General features: G+C 42.8%; 12 protein-coding genes. 10 read left to right on the top strand and 2 right to left on the bottom strand.

Translation table 11 applies throughout. The annotated features are described in order from the left end of the window. Positions 1–82 precede the first annotated feature (82 nt). From MKZ05_RS18190 to MKZ05_RS18200, 3 genes are all read left to right on the top strand, one after another. On the top strand, positions 83–1567 hold the full coding sequence (locus MKZ05_RS18190) for a lipase (protein ID WP_339160792.1): 1485 nt from the start codon (positions 83–85) through the stop codon (positions 1565–1567). 12 nt (positions 1568–1579) lie between these two features. Beyond that, positions 1580–1990: a hypothetical protein gene (locus MKZ05_RS18195; RefSeq protein WP_050944596.1), complete on the top strand. Its 411-nt coding sequence runs from the start codon at positions 1580–1582 to the stop codon at positions 1988–1990. Between the two features lie 82 nt (positions 1991–2072). After that, on the top strand, positions 2073–3749 hold the full coding sequence (locus tag MKZ05_RS18200) for a hypothetical protein (RefSeq protein WP_050944597.1): 1677 nt from the start codon (positions 2073–2075) through the stop codon (positions 3747–3749). 222 nt (positions 3750–3971) lie between these two features. Here MKZ05_RS18200 and MKZ05_RS18205 read toward each other — a convergent pair whose 3' ends face one another. Beyond that, a complete protein-coding gene (locus MKZ05_RS18205) occupies positions 3972–4871 on the bottom strand; it encodes a LysR family transcriptional regulator (protein WP_003214942.1) in 900 nt (299 codons plus the stop codon). Between the two features lie 172 nt (positions 4872–5043). Between MKZ05_RS18205 and MKZ05_RS18210 the strand changes: the two genes are divergently transcribed. The 7 genes from MKZ05_RS18210 to MKZ05_RS18240 all read left to right on the top strand — a co-directional run bounded on the left by MKZ05_RS18210 (position 5044) and on the right by MKZ05_RS18240 (position 14635). Continuing rightward, positions 5044–6039 carry a LacI family DNA-binding transcriptional regulator gene (locus MKZ05_RS18210; RefSeq protein ID WP_309216102.1) on the top strand — a complete coding sequence of 332 codons (996 nt, stop codon included), beginning with the start codon at positions 5044–5046 and terminating at the stop codon, positions 6037–6039. Positions 6040–6211: 172 nt separating this feature from the next. Continuing rightward, positions 6212–7477, top strand: coding sequence for an extracellular solute-binding protein (locus MKZ05_RS18215; protein ID WP_212045742.1), 1266 nt, complete (start codon positions 6212–6214; stop codon positions 7475–7477). A gap of 105 nt (positions 7478–7582) precedes the next feature. Then, the gene (locus tag MKZ05_RS18220) at positions 7583–8854 is read left to right on the top strand and encodes a sugar ABC transporter permease (protein ID WP_050944718.1); all 1272 of its coding nucleotides are present in this window, start codon (positions 7583–7585) and stop codon (positions 8852–8854) included. Position 8855: 1 nt separating this feature from the next. After that, positions 8856–9698, top strand: coding sequence for a sugar ABC transporter permease (locus tag MKZ05_RS18225; protein WP_339160794.1), 843 nt, complete (start codon positions 8856–8858; stop codon positions 9696–9698). An 11-nt stretch (positions 9699–9709) separates the two neighbouring features. After that, on the top strand, positions 9710–10918 hold the full coding sequence (locus MKZ05_RS18230; RefSeq protein ID WP_339160797.1) for a glycosyl hydrolase 53 family protein: 1209 nt from the start codon (positions 9710–9712) through the stop codon (positions 10916–10918). Between the two features lie 23 nt (positions 10919–10941). Next, positions 10942–13008 (top strand): beta-galactosidase, encoded by a 2067-nt coding sequence (locus tag MKZ05_RS18235; protein WP_339160800.1) that lies wholly within the window; start codon positions 10942–10944, stop codon positions 13006–13008. 298 nt (positions 13009–13306) lie between these two features. Further along, complete coding sequence (locus MKZ05_RS18240; RefSeq protein WP_003214912.1) at positions 13307–14635, top strand: citrate:proton symporter; 1329 nt, start codon at positions 13307–13309, stop codon at positions 14633–14635. 45 nt (positions 14636–14680) lie between these two features. Here the strand turns inward: MKZ05_RS18240 and MKZ05_RS18245 are convergent, their stop codons facing one another. Further along, positions 14681–15109, bottom strand: coding sequence for a DUF4064 domain-containing protein (locus tag MKZ05_RS18245; protein ID WP_003214965.1), 429 nt, complete (start codon positions 15107–15109; stop codon positions 14681–14683). Positions 15110–15124 lie beyond the last annotated feature (15 nt).

Here is a 15124-nt window from a genome sequence, read left to right on the forward strand (position 1 = left end):
TAATAAGCTATGGATTTATAATAGCTATTTATACCACTCTATAATATAATTACCAAAGATAAATATTACAGGAGTGTTAATATTGACCACAAAGTCAACTGGATTTAAGCTTACTGACGAAGACTATAAAGAAATATCATCAAAATCTTATGCTATTAAAAATTATAAGAACTATAAAGAGATAGAAATTAGCAATGGTAGAAAAATGTATGTCGTTGACTATAAAGAAACAGGAAAAGGGCTTAACTCACTAACTCTGGTATCAAAAGATGACTTTATTCGATCCGGTAAAGGCAAAGACCTCACCAAAATCAAAAACGCAGTCATCGCCTACCGCGGGTCAGAACCGATTGGCGCTGGCCAATATAAAGATACCATTAAAAAACATGGAAAAAAAGAGTCAGATGATCTTCTTTCTACCATTTTGACGAAGCTGCCTCCTTTTCGTCAGTCACAGACGTCAAAGGAAGTCACGACGAAGGTGGCGACAGGGACAACGACCTATACAAATGAGATTGTGCAAGATTGGCTGATATCAGATACAAAGTATTTGATTAAGAATATTCCCTTTGAAAATGGTGCAGAGAATCAAATGGTTCAAGCAGATCGGTATGCGAAAGAAATACATAAGAAAATGCCAAATGCCAAGATGTATGTGACAGGGCATTCACTTGGCGGATCGAATGCGTCCTATGTTCTTGTTAAAAATGATTTTATTAAAGGCGGGGTCACCTTTGAGAATCCGAATATTTACCCCAATCTATCGGGTGGCCTCCAAGCCAAAGCATTAAAAGGTGATTACCGCAGTAGATTAACAGAATATATCAATCTCAATGACGGGCTTTCTCTTTTAAATCGACATACGACAGAAATCGGTCGTGTGAAAGTGATGTATGATGCCGCTTTACCTGAAGGCGTCGATTACTCCGAGGATTCCTCCAAAGCCGTCCAATTCATGAAAGATCTCCTCAATCGGGCAATGAGTGTGAATCCTTCACTGGATGCGAATTTATTCCTTGAAGCCCTCGCCGGCAGCCATGGCTTAGATCGGTATGCCTTTTCATCAGATGGCTCCGTTGAAACCATTGATGATATGTTGAAAAAAAACCCTTCTCTCACTGCCGCCATGTTACATCAATTGAGTCAGTCGAATGTTCACCCGCAAAGTGTGGTGGCGATTTTAATCAAGTCGCATGTTCTCATGAACACAGGTCGTAAATTCTCGACATATGCCGAGCACCATATACAGCAAATCATTCGCAAAATCGAGAAACTCGATGACAAAGTGGATCAATCGGTAGAACGAGTTCGTTCGAGATACAAACAAATTGTCGGTTTTGGTTCGTATGACCAGCTGACGGCATCAGATGTGGATGCTGTAATTCGCCACTTAAAAACAGAGGGACTTGAGAATGAGTTCTATTCCGTCAAAGAGTATGATACAGCGATTGATAGCGCGATGAATATAAAAAGGTGGCTGGACTCAATATCAGATGATATGAGCCAGCTAGGAAAAGAATACCATGATGCAGATACAGCCCTGGCAAAGAATATGGGCATTTCTTAAGGAGAACGAGGAATGGAATTTTCAAAGAAACAACCAACAGATGCAGACCGTTTTTTGCAACGAATGACAGATACGCATACATCAAGCTCCGTCTTTTCTCAAACAAACTTTCGCACTGAAGACATGACACCAGCAGAGCTGGCTGCTTTGAAAGCAAAGATCAAAGAAGAACAGAAAACAGCGCTAATCAGAGCCATCCGGCATCAGCTTCAACATGAATTTGCAGAAGACCGCCAAGAAGCGGGAAAAATTTTAGATCTAATTGTTGAACTTCAGAACAAAGTGTATAAACATCAAAAGCGCATCCATACGCATATGTCAGGACAAGCCATTGACGCCTTAACAGAGAAAATCGAGCAAAGACTCAAGTTTTACGAACTGAAAGAAGATGTTCAATCCGCCATCGACTCGATTGGCATTTAGATGAACCTTCCGTCCGATGAATCTTTTCCTCGTCTCACTCGTATATACTAAAAGAGTGATTGATTTGAAAGGAGATCTGTTTGTGGGATATATTTTGTTGTTTTCGGTTGTGATCGGTCTTGTCTTGACCCTCTTGCTCACACCACTCAAGTTGATCGTTAGAAAGAAAGGGACAGAACAGCAGGTTCCGCTAATGTGGATTGCAGGCCTTGCTTTGCTGTTCATGGTCGGTATTTTTGTTTTCTATTATATGACCAATTTGGATCGTAACCCTTCATCCCTCTGGTTGATTGGACTTGTTGTGACAGCAGCAGGCGCCTTTTTGTCAGTTGGATTGGAGCGTAAGATCAAAGGCGTGCTGTTTCTTATTTTATTACTGCTCGGTGTTTATATGGCGACAGCTTTTCTATTCAATGCGAATGAGAAATTTGATGTCTCCAAAATGGATCAAAAGGTCGAAATCAAAGCGTTTGATGAGACGGAAACACCTGCAAGTGTCCCGCCTCAATTTGCTCGGAACAAAATGAAGAAATCGTTCGGACAGGTTCCGAACACAAGCTACTATGAGCTTGGCAGCCTGCAAATCCAGAAGGTCAACGGTGAGTATGTGTACATCGCCCCAGTGGAATTCTCGGATTTCTTTAAATGGATTCGTTCAGGGAGTACGCCGGGTTACTTTACATTAAGTGCGACCGACTCATCTGCCAATCCAAAGTTTGTGAAAACAGAGATGGTTTACACACCTTCCTCTTATTTCAACAAAGAAATTGAACGTCATATTCGCCTTCAATACCCTGATTTGATTTTCTACGGCGACACACAGCTGGAAATCAATGATGATGGAAAGCCTTATTACATTCGCACGTATGGCGATTTTATCTCTGCCCGAAACGGCTTTAAAGCTTCCGGTGTGGTCGTTGTTGATGCCAAAACAGGTGCAACGAAGAAATATGCTCTAGATCAAGTACCTGCTTTTATTGATGGGGCTGTTTCACCAGAAGCGGTCAGTCTGCAAAACAGTTATTTCGGAAACTATATTCACGGTTTCTGGAACAGTATGTTTGGAAAATCAGATGTGAAGCTGCCTTCAGATGAAGGAACAGAAGCCAATGTGAGTCCAGTGTTTGATTCAAAAGGAGATATGTACTACTTCACAGATTTCACAAGTCCGAAAGAGGGCGTTGATTCGATGCTTGGATATGCCCTGACAAATGCCCGAACAGGAAAAGCGACTTATTATACCGGAAATCTTGAAGCGTCCTACATGGATTCTCAAGGCGCTCTGCAAATTATCGAGAAACGTTTCATCGAGAAGAAATGGAAAGGTCGCATGCCGATTCTGTACAATTTCTATGGAGAAGCCAGCTGGCTCACGCCGGTTCTCGATTCAAATGGATTCCTGCAAAACTACTTTATCGTGTCTGCAGCCAATCCTGAAATCGCTGCGTACGCTTCTACACCAAACGAAGCACTGAGAGCCTATAAGACAGCTCTGCAAAAAGGCGGCGGTACCGTTAACAGTTCCTCTAAGCAGGAAAAGAAAGAAACTACAGGGAAAGTCAAACGAGTCTACAAAGAAAAGACCGGTGATTATACAACCGTTACCTTCCTGCTAGACGATGGGAAAAGCTACACCATGTCATCTGAAAAAGAACCTCTCGTCATTTATTTAAAAGAAGGCGATCAGGTCACCATGAAATACACAGATACGGGTGAAATCTTCCTTCCAGTTGATGAGATAAGCATTAAAGGGTTATAAAAAAGATGCTTCTCCTACTGAGGAGAAGCGTCTTTTCAGATTATTGACAAAGGGCTAAAATGATCTTGATTTTAGCCCTTTGTCTTCTTTTCAGCGTGATAGAAAACCTTTGCAGTCTAGGAAGGGCGAGTACCGGAGCGGAGCGAATTGGACATTCGTGAGCACCGGAGCGAAGACCTGACACCGAATGCGAGGGTTTGTCTACACGCTGAGATGCTTCTCCTACTGAGGAGAAGCGTCTTTTCTCTCTTTCCTTAACAATTCAACAAGCAATTCCTTATTTTTATTTCCCCCTGTCATGGGTGACTCGACATAGGAGAATTTACGTTTGAAATCCATTCCCCTCACAGAAATGACAGCCAATTCACCGCCAATGCTGCCTCGTTGGAGGACATATTTAGATAAAACAGAAAGCCCCATTCCATGAATCACAGCCTCTTTAATCGCTTGATTGCTGCTAAACGTCACAAATGTCCGTGCTTTCAGTCCATTTGATTTCAGGACGTGCTGTAAGTATTCTCCGGTACCTGATCCCTCTTCTCTCGTGATCCATGTTTCGTTTTGCAATTGATCAATCGTGACATCCTTTTTCTTAGCAAAGGGGTGATCTAATGGCGCGACGATATAGAGCTCGTCTTCTAGAAAAGTTTCTACTGTCAGTTCTTTGTCATTCGTCTGTCCTTCGATCAAACCGATGTCGACATGGAATAAGCGGACATGACTGGCGATCGCCTCTGTGTTATCAATGACCACCTCAATGTCCACATGCGGATAGAGCTGATGAAACTCTGCCAATATTTGCGGCAGCACGTACTCTCCAATGGTAAAACTCGCCCCGATTGTCAGCTTCCCTCTTGCCAGATGATGATGCTCATAAATATCCTGCTTCGCCTGTTCATATAAACGAATGATTTGTTTTGATCGATGGTACAGCATATCCCCAGTTGGTGTAACAGTTAATTGCTTTGGCGAACGATTCAGCAGAACGGTCTGGAATTCCTGCTCCAAGTTCTTAATATGAAGACTGACACTTGGTTGAGAAATCCGCAGCTTTTGGGCTGCCTTTGTAAAGTTTTTCTCTTCCACAACTGTCACAAATGTCTTCAGTGCATCGTAATACATCGGTCCCTCTCCTATCAGAAATCTTAATCCAAAACCTTTCATATATATATCTTACTAATTCCTTCCCAGTGCGTAAAGAAGCGCTCAACTGAAAAAAATTTAATAAAAATATTTACTAATTTTTTTAAAGACTCTATACTAGAAGGAGATATTTTCTATAGGAGGTGCTGATTTGGCAGCTAAAATAAAGGACATTGCTGAAAAAGCTGGATTATCCATTGCGACTGTATCTCGCGTACTGAACCAAGATCCTAACCTATCTGTCACGGATCAAACACGCGAGAAAGTATACGCCGCCGCTGAAGCTTTGTCCTATCAAAAGAAAACATTCAAACATTCATTAAAAAAAATCGCCTTTCTCTATTGGATGACCGAAAAGGAAGAGCTTGAAGATATTTATTTTAAATCCATCCGTCTGGGCATCGAGGAACTTACGAATACTCGGAGTTTAAATGTCACCGCTTACAATCCATCTGATGGGCTTCACTCCATTGATCCTTCTACAGAAGGGATCATTGCCATCGGCCGATTTAAAACGTCAGAGCTTGACCAATTATATGAGATCACCCAGCATATCGTTTTTATTGATACGTCACCAGATGAAGACCGTATTGATTCTGTAAAGCCAAACCTGAAACGAATTGTTGAAAAGATCATCGATTCTTTTATTGAAAAAGAACACACATCCATTGGATTCATTGGCGGCACAGACCTAGATCTGAATACGAATATGCATATTCCAGATATTCGAGAAACGACTTTCCGTGAATATATGATGGCTCACAATGTCCTTGATGAACGATTTGTCTATGTCGGTCACCATTTCTCAGTAGATGAAGGTTATGCGCTGATGATGAAGGCGATTGATGAGCTTGGTGATGACCTGCCTTCCGCTTTTTGTGTCGCTAGTGATCCTCTTGCCATCGGCTGCTTACAAGCATTAAACGAGCGCGGATTTTCTCTGCCGAACCGCGTGAGCGTCTTTAGTATCAACGATATTCATGTGTCTCAATATGTGTCACCACCGCTCACCACGTATCATATCCACACGTCTTTACTTTGTGAAACAGCAGTTGATTTACTGTTAGAAAGACTTGTAGACGGCAGAACATTACCGAAAACTGTGCTGATTGCCTCAGAACCTGTCTTTCGAAAAAGTACAATCTAAACAACTGGAAGCCCCATCCAATGTGGAGGGCTTCTTTTCTCTCTACATCAGTAAAAAATTTTACTTAATAAATTTAATAAAATATGTTTACTTTTTTTACTCAAGTTGATATTCTCACATTAAGAAAGCGTTTTCTTATCATCTGTGAAAAAAGAACGAGAGGGGATTACCAATGAAAAAGGGAAAATGGGCGACATTATCAGCAGTCGTTGGGACTGCTGTGCTTCTGCTTTCAGCTTGCGGACCGGGAGATGACAATTCAAGCGGAACACAGCCAGCATCTACAGGTACAAAGACCTTACTAGTGTGGGAGGATGTCAAAAAAACTGAGGGGATTCAAGACGCTGTAAAAGAATTCGAAAAACAACATGATGTGAAAATCAAAGTGGTCGAAAAAGCTTATGCCGACCAAATCGAAGCTCTCCGTCTAGATGGAGCAGCTGGGACAGGTCCAGACGTCATCACGATGCCTCACAATCAAATTGGATCAGCTGTCACTGAGGGGCTATTACAAGAAATCAAGCCAGATCAAAAAGTGATCAACTCCTTCACAGACGAATCGATTCAATCACAAACGGTAGATGGAAAACTGTATGGTCTGCCAAAATCCGTTGAAACCACTGTCCTTTTTTATAACAAAGATCTTGTCAAAAAGGCACCAACGACACTTGATAGCTGGTATGATCTTTCGAAAAAGCTGACAAAAGACGGAAAGTACGGTTTTGTTGCGAAATGGGATGAAATTTACTATGCACAAAGTGTTTTAGGCGGGTCTGGGGGCTATATTTTCAAGCAGAAAAGCGGCGGCTCTTATGATGTTAATGACATTGGTTTGAACAACGATGGTGCCATCCAAGGCGGAGAATACATTCAAAAATTCTTTAGCGAAGGACTTTTCCCGAAAGGCATCATTGGTGAACAAGGAATCAATGTCCTCAACTCCTTATTTACAGAGAAAAAAGCAGCAGCCGTCATTTCTGGTCCTTGGTCATTTGGTCCATATAAAGAGGCGGGTATTGACTATGGTGTGGCCGAGCTGCCAACACTCCCTAACGGAAAACATATGAGCTCATTTTTAGGTGTAAAAAGCTACAACGTCTCCTCTTATTCTAAAAATAAAGAACTTGCTGAGAAATTTGTTGAATTTATCACGAACGAAAAAAATTCAAAGAAGCGCTTTGAATTAACAGAGGAAATTCCACCAGTGAAAAAACTGATGAAAGATCCAATCATTACGGAAAACGCAAATGCGGATGCTGTTTCTAAACAAACGAAATACGCCACACTGACACCGAACAATCCTGAAATGGAAGAGGTGTGGAAGCCGATTGATAGTGCATTAGGACTGATTGCAACTGGTCGTACAGATGTGAAAAAGGCACTTGATGATGCGGTCAATCAAATCGACTCTCAAATTAAAGCAAATCACTCCAAATAACCATCAAATGCGGGTAGTCTATCAAACTGCCCGTAGTTGATCTAATTTTATATGAAGTAGGTGTTAGACGTGACGGGTAACCTTGAACTAGACCGCACACACATAATGGAATCAAAGACACACCGGAGACGGGCGCTAATGTTCTCCTTTATACCCGGGATGGGGCAGATATACAACAAACAGTACGGCAAAGGGGCACTCTTTTTCCTGTTCGGCGCCGCTTTTTTGATAGTATTTTATGATTTATTCAATATTGGCTTCTGGGGACTGTTCACTCTTGGGACAATGCTGCCTCGTGACAACTCTGTTTTTCTTTTAGCAAAGGGGATTATTGCGCTGTTAACAGCTGGTTTTGGTATCGGCTTTTATGTACTCATGATGCGTGATGCTTTTATGAATGGAAAGAAACGGGATCAAGGGGTACCACTTCATTCCATCCGTGCTCAATATCATCAGCTCATCGATCAAGGCTTTCCTTACTTAATGAGCACTCCTGCTTTCTTTTTACTTCTATTTTCTGTTGTCTTTCCTATTATGTTCAGCTTTGCGCTTGCCTTTACGAACTATGATTTATATCACTCGCCTCCTGCCAATCTGATCGACTGGGTAGGAATCAAGAACTTTCAAAATATCTTTTCCATTGATATTTGGAGAGACACCTTCATTGATGTACTTGGCTGGACCGTCGTATGGACTTTGGCCGCGTCGACCCTTCAATGTGCCCTCGGCATCTTTTTAGCGGTTCTGCTCAATCAGAAGGATTTAAAGGGAAAACGGTTTTTTAGAACCATTTTGATTCTCCCTTGGGCTGTTCCGGGCTTTGTGACCATTTTGGTGTTTGCTGGACTGTTCAATGATACATTTGGGGCCATTAACAATACACTTTTTGCATCGATAGGGATTGATCCAAAACCATGGCTAACAGATCCATTTTGGAGCAAAATTGCCCTCATTGCGATGCAGACTTGGCTTGGATTTCCTTTCGTTTTCATTATGACAACAGGCGTTTTGCAGGCGATTCCCGAGGATTTATATGAGGCTGCGACCATTGATGGAGCCAATTTTTTTCAGAAATTCCGGTCCATCACGTTACCGCTTGTTCTCTATTCCATTGCACCCATCCTCATCACACAATATACGTTTAATTTTAACAACTTTAATATCATCTACTTATTTAATGGCGGGGGACCGCCTGTTGCGGGGTCAACCGCTGGGGGAACGGACATCTTGGTATCTTGGATTTATAAACTCACGATGCAGTCCTCTCAATATGCACTCGCTGCGGCTGTCACGATTTTACTTTCAATCTTTGTCATCGCCATTGCACTCTGGCAGTTTAAGAGAACGAATTCATTCAAAGAGGAGGACATGATGTGATATGGGATCAAAACAAAACAAGCTCATTCGCCTGAGCATTACTTATTTTATCCTTTTCATTGCCTCCATTTGTATTCTATATCCACTGCTTTGGACGATCGGTGCTTCCTTTAATCCTGGAAACAGCCTTATGAGCACAAGTATGTTTCCGAAGAATCCAACGTTCAGTCACTTTACCGAGCTCTTCTTTGGCCCGGGAGCACTTTATGCAAAATGGTATTGGAACTCCATGAAGATCAGTATTGCCACAATGTTGTTAACGCTGATTTTTGTTAGCTTTACAGGCTATGCCTTTTCTAGATTCCGTTTCAAAGGGCGGAAAAATGGGCTGATGCTCTTTTTACTGCTGCAAATGATTCCTCAATTTTCAGCGCTGATTGCGATTTTCGTTTTGGCTCAAATGCTTGGGCTGATTAACAGCCATCTTGCACTGATTTTGATTTATGCAGGCGGACAAATTCCGATGAATACGTATTTAATGAAAGGCTATCTTGATGCGATTCCGAAGGATCTTGATGAATCAGCCAGAATGGACGGCGCAGGGCATTTCCGAATTTTCATCCAAATTATTATGCCGCTTGCTAAACCTATTTTGGCGGTTGTCGCCATCAACTCATTTACAGGACCACTGGGTGATTTCATCATCTCCAGTGTCATTGTCCGCTCACCCGAAATGTATACACTCCCGATCGGTCTGTACAATCTTGTGTCAGACAAAATGGGGGCCAGCTACACGACCTTTGCAGCCGGGGCTTTACTCATTGCGATTCCAGTCGCTTTATTGTTTCTTGTGTTACAAAAACAATTTGTGTCCGGCCTCACACAAGGCGGGACAAAAGGATAAGGGGAGATTTGATGAAGAAATGGATGCTCGTCACGGTTGTCGTTTTCTTTTTGATGGGGTTAGGGATTTTACCTGAAGCAAAAGCGGATGCCATTTCTGTTCAGCCGATCAATGGACTGCAAGGTGATTTCATTAAAGGAGCCGATATCTCCATGCTTGCGGAAGTGGAGAGAAGCGGCGGCAGATACTTCGACCAAAATGGAAAACAGGTGGACCCGCTCAAGCTATTAAAGGAAAAAGGCGTCAACTATGTGCGTATTAGACTGTGGAACCACCCATACGACAATCAAGGCCGTGCCTATAATGGCGGGACAAATGATCTCAATACAGCCATCGCTTTATCGAAACGCGCAAAAGCACAAAATATGAAAGTGCTGCTTGATTTTCACTACAGTGATTTCTGGACTGATCCTGGTAAACAGTTCAAACCGAAAGCATGGGCATCTCTTTCTCAAAACGATTTAGTAAAAGCGGTTGGCACTTACACAGGGGATGTACTCAAAGCGATGAGAGCCCAAAATGCGCTGCCGAACATGGTACAGGTCGGAAACGAATTGAACTCAGGCATGCTGTGGCCGAACGGCAAAAGCTGGGGTGAAGGCGGCGGTGAATTTGACCGGCTCGCCGCTTTGCTAAAGGCTGGCACAAATGCAGTCCGCTCTGTCGATTCAAATATCAAAATCATGCTTCACCTTGCCCATGGTGGGGACAATGGCGCCTCCCGCTGGTGGTTTGATGAAATCAACAAACGAGGCGTCTCATTCGATACGATCGGTCTATCTTATTACCCGTATTGGGACGGCGGATTTAGCGGTCTTACTAACAATATGAATGATATTAGCGCGCGCTATAACAAAGACGTCATCGTGGTAGAAACCGCCTACGGTTTTACAACAGCAAATGGCGACAACCTAGAAAACTCATTTAACCAAGATTCAGTCAATACTGCTGGCTACCCAGCTTCACCTCAAGGCCAGGCATCTTTTATACGAGATCTATCAGAAAAAATTTCACAAGTGAAAAACAATCGCGGGAAAGGGTTCTTTTATTGGGAGCCGCTTTGGATTCCAGCGAAAGGCGCTCCGTGGTCAAGTCAGTATGGGCTGGCTTATATCCAAACAACAGGTACGGCCGGAAATGCTTGGGAAAATCAAGCGATGTTTGATTTCAACGGAAAAGCACTGCCTTCTCTAGACGTATTTAAACAAATGACACCGTAATTAAAAGGATAGGACGTGACAAAATGGGAAAGCGTTACCCACTCGTTCACCCCAATGTGAAAGGCTTTTTGCATGGTGGCGATTATAATCCAGATCAATGGCTTCATATGCCGGAGATCATTGACGAAGATTTTCGATTAATGAAGCTTGCACACTGTCAAACATTCTCCATCAACATTTTCGCATGGAGTAAGCTAGAGCCAAAAGAAGGTCAATATGATTTTACATGGCTGGATGACATCATGGACCGCTTGGCAGCACAGGGGGCACACGCCATTCTTGCAACGCCAAGCGGGGCACGACCTGCATGGCTCTCGCAAGCATATCCAGAGGTATTGCGCGTCGAAGCGAACCGTCAGCGTAACTTACATGGACTTCGCCATAATCATTGCTTCACCTCACCGGTTTATCGAGAAAAAACGAATACACTCAATCGTTTGCTCGCTGAACGCTACAAGGATCACCCAGCACTGATCATGTGGCACATTTCGAATGAGTACGGTGGCGAATGTCATTGTGATCTCTGCCAGGGAGCATTTCGAGGCTATTTGAAAGACAAGTACAATCATGACCTTGAAGCTTTAAACCAAGCATGGTGGACGGGGTTTTGGAGCCACACGTATAGTGATTGGTCACAAATCGAATCACCTGCACCGCACGGGGAGCACATGATTCACGGAATGAACCTAGACTGGAAACGCTTTGTCACAGCACAAACGATCAATTTTTATCAAAATGAAATTGAACCGCTGCGGGAATTGACGCCTCACATCCCAGTGACCACCAACTTTATGGGAGACTACCCGCATATGCGCCCATTTCTCGGACTGGATTATCATGAATTTGCAAAAGAGGTCGACGTGATTTCATGGGATAGCTATCCAGCATGGCATAGCGGCAGAGAAACAACCGCTGAATTAGCGTCAAACGTAGCCTTCGTTCACGACTTATATCGTTCATTAAAGGACGGTCAGCCATTTCTCGTGATGGAGAGTACACCGAGCCTTGTGAACTGGCATGAAGTGAACAAGGTCAAACACAAAGGCATGGCACACCTTTCTGCCATACAGGCGATTGCCCACGGATCAGACTCTGTGCTTTACTTCCAGTGGCGTCAAGGACGAGGTGCCTCCGAGAAATTCCATGGCGCGGTAGTCGATCATTCCGGACATGAACATACGCGCGTGTTTCAAGAGGTCGCTGATCTAGGGAAACAGCTGGAGCAGCTGCAACCCATCGCGGGGACATCCGTTCAACCAGAAGTCGCCATCATATATGATTGGGAAAACCACTGGGCCATTGATGATGCACAAGGCTTAAATAATACAAACAAACGCTATGTAGAGGCTTGTCAAACTCACTATCGAAGCTTTTGGAAAAAAGGCATTCCTGTTGACATTGTCGGCATGGAAAAGGATTTCTCATCCTATCGGGTGCTCGTTGGTCCAATGCTCTACATGATCAAACCAGGCGTCGCAGAAAAAATCGAAGCCTTTGTCAAAAGGGGCGGCACTTTTATAGCGACATACTGGAGCGGTATGGTCGACGAAAATGACCTCTGTTTCCTCGGCGGTTTCCCCGGTCCTCTCCGCCATGTACTTGGCATTTGGGCTGAGGAAATCAACACATTGATGCCAGATGAACATGTATTAATGACCACAGGAAATGGACGCACCTACCATGTCGGGCAATATTGCGAATCCATTCATCCTGAAACGGCCTCTGTGTTAGGACATTTTGAGAACGGCTGCTACGAAGGACAGCCAGCCCTGACTGTCCATCCTTTTGGAGATGGAAAAGCATACTATATGGCTTCCGAAAATGAGCAGATTTTTTATGATGAGTTTTACGAGGAACTCATCGCAGAAATGGAGATACAGCCCGTCCTATCAGCGGTGATTCCAGAGGGAGTCAGTGTACAAAAACGAACAGATGGCACTCAGGAATATGTGTTTATGATGAATTTTACAGAAGAGCAGCAGAACATATCACTAGATTCAGCGGAAAGCTATGAAAATATCCTGACTGATGAGCAGGTGCCAGAGAAGCTTCAGCTTGATCCTTACGAGTACATCATCTTGAAAAAATAATTTAAAAGAAGTGTTCATTCATTGGACGCTTCTTTTTATTTAGATAATTCTAAATACCTATATAAATATATTTATTAGTAGAAATGTATATGAACCTTTATATTTTATCTAAATTTTTTGACATGTTTGATACCGCACCACGAATGGATTCACCATCCTTTTTTACCATTGTATAGGTATGAAAGCGGTTGCCTAATGCTCATATTTTTGATACCCTTTTTTTCAATGCAGCTGTGGGACTGCATTGTGATAAAAAGAGCAAACAAATGTAAACGGTTTATTGTAGGGGGAGGGTCTTATGTTAACGCTTGTTGGATTGTTGATTATTTTAACGATTGTTGTATTGCTGATTTGGGGGAAAGCAAGTCCAATTGTCGCCATGGTCATGGTGCCTTTAATAGGAGCACTGATTGCGGGATTTGGGATAAATGACATTCAAACCTTTTTTGAAGAAGGAATTATCAAAGTATTGCCGGTGGCGACCATGTTTATCTTCGCCATTTTATTTTTCGGCATTTTACAAGATACAGGGTTCTTTGAACCTGTAATTAAAGCATTAATTAAGCTGACAAAAGGAAATGTTGTCACAGTTGCAATGGGAACTGCTTTAATTGGGATCATTGCTCACTTAGATGGAGCAGGGGCTACAACCTTTTTATTAACTGTACCTGCACTGCTGCCGCTTTATAAAAAATTACATATGAGTCCTTACTTGCTGCTGTTATTAATTGGGACGAGTGCTGGATTAACCAATATGATTCCTTGGGCTGGTCCGACTGGACGGGCAGCAAGCGTCTTGAATATGGATCCATCTGAACTCTGGGTGCCGCTTATTCCGATCCAGCTCATTGGGGTGGTGCTCGTGTTAGGAATGGCGTTCTTTTTAGGAAAGAGAGAAGAAAAACGAATTCGGGTGAAAATTGCTGCAAACGAAGTAGCTGCTGTTCAACTAGAAGGCGCCGATTGGGATCGTGCCATTCAGTCTATTAGCGAAACAGGTGACGCTTCTTTAAAGCGTTATCATCTCATCTGGGTGAACCTTATTCTATTTGTCTGTGTTGTGGTACTTCTCGTGTTAAACGTGATTCCTGCTAGTTATATGTTTATGATTGGCCTGTCACTAGCACTGTTGATTAACTTTCCGAATGTAAATTTACAGATGGAAAGAATCAAGGCGCACGCACCTAGTGCACTGATGATGGCGGCTGTTATTTTCTCCGCAGGTTCATTTTTAGGAATTCTTGAAGGTACAGGGATGCTGAAAGCCATTGCGGTCGACAGTATTCATATTTTACCAGCTTTCTTACTGCCATTTTTACATATTATTGTCGGGATGCTTGGAGTGCCGCTCGATATGCTGACTAGTACAGACGCCTATTATTACGCCCTTCTGCCAATTGTTGAATCCATTACATCTGAGGTTGGCGTATCTGGTACTTCAGCGGCATATGCCATGATGATTGGGAATATTATCGGAACCTTTGTCAGTCCGCTTGCACCTGCTGTTTGGCTCGCTGTAGGCCTGGCAGGGGTGGATATGGGGAAACATATCCGCTACTCCTTCTTTTGGATGTGGGGATTCAGTATTATCCTTCTGTTCGTGGCGATGCTAATCGGTATCATTTAAAAAAAGAAAGACATGCGTACAACGACGCATGTCTTTTTCTTTGTATTATGAAGGATATTCACTTGTGTGAATGTCTGTATTCGGCTTTCTAATAAGAGACATTAATCCAATGATAAACAATAGAACCATTGGAGCGAATGCAAGACCGATTGTTCCAATTAAAAGAGTCACAGCAGACACCAAGAAAAGAACACCTGAAATCACGGCACGGCGGTCTGTTTTCAAGAGAATAACACCGACAATCGATAGCACTGCTGCAATTCCAGAAACGACCATAAACTGCGTACCAAATGCATTAACTGAAGCTTGAAGCGTTTCAATCGGTAATGTTTCGCCTTCCTCTTGTAGCACTTCATTAATTTCATTATAAAATGATGGACCTACCGAGAGGATTAATGCTCCAAATCCAACACCAATGGCATTGAGGACAATACTAATAATCCCCATAATTTTTTCACCTTTACGACTAATCATGTGTAAACCTCCTAA

Source organism: Bacillus sp. FSL M8-0277, from assembly GCF_037975305.1.
Classification (GTDB): domain Bacteria; phylum Bacillota; class Bacilli; order Bacillales; family Bacillaceae; genus Bacillus; species Bacillus pumilus.

Excerpts from the sequence above, each read along its gene's own strand:
- MKZ05_RS18195 (WP_050944596.1), top strand. The coding sequence starts at position 1,580 with ATGGAATTTTCAAAGAAACAACCAACAGATGCAGACCGTTTTTTGCAA.
- MKZ05_RS18205 (WP_003214942.1), bottom strand. The coding sequence starts at position 4,871 with ATGTATTACGATGCACTGAAGACATTTGTGACAGTTGTGGAAGAGAAA.
- MKZ05_RS18215 (WP_212045742.1), top strand. The coding sequence starts at position 6,212 with ATGAAAAAGGGAAAATGGGCGACATTATCAGCAGTCGTTGGGACTGCT.
- MKZ05_RS18220 (WP_050944718.1), top strand. The coding sequence starts at position 7,583 with ATGGAATCAAAGACACACCGGAGACGGGCGCTAATGTTCTCCTTTATA.
- MKZ05_RS18225 (WP_339160794.1), top strand. The coding sequence starts at position 8,856 with ATGGGATCAAAACAAAACAAGCTCATTCGCCTGAGCATTACTTATTTT.
- MKZ05_RS18230 (WP_339160797.1), top strand. The coding sequence starts at position 9,710 with ATGAAGAAATGGATGCTCGTCACGGTTGTCGTTTTCTTTTTGATGGGG.
- MKZ05_RS18235 (WP_339160800.1), top strand. The coding sequence starts at position 10,942 with ATGGGAAAGCGTTACCCACTCGTTCACCCCAATGTGAAAGGCTTTTTG.
- MKZ05_RS18240 (WP_003214912.1), top strand. The coding sequence starts at position 13,307 with ATGTTAACGCTTGTTGGATTGTTGATTATTTTAACGATTGTTGTATTG.
- MKZ05_RS18245 (WP_003214965.1), bottom strand. The coding sequence starts at position 15,109 with ATGATTAGTCGTAAAGGTGAAAAAATTATGGGGATTATTAGTATTGTC.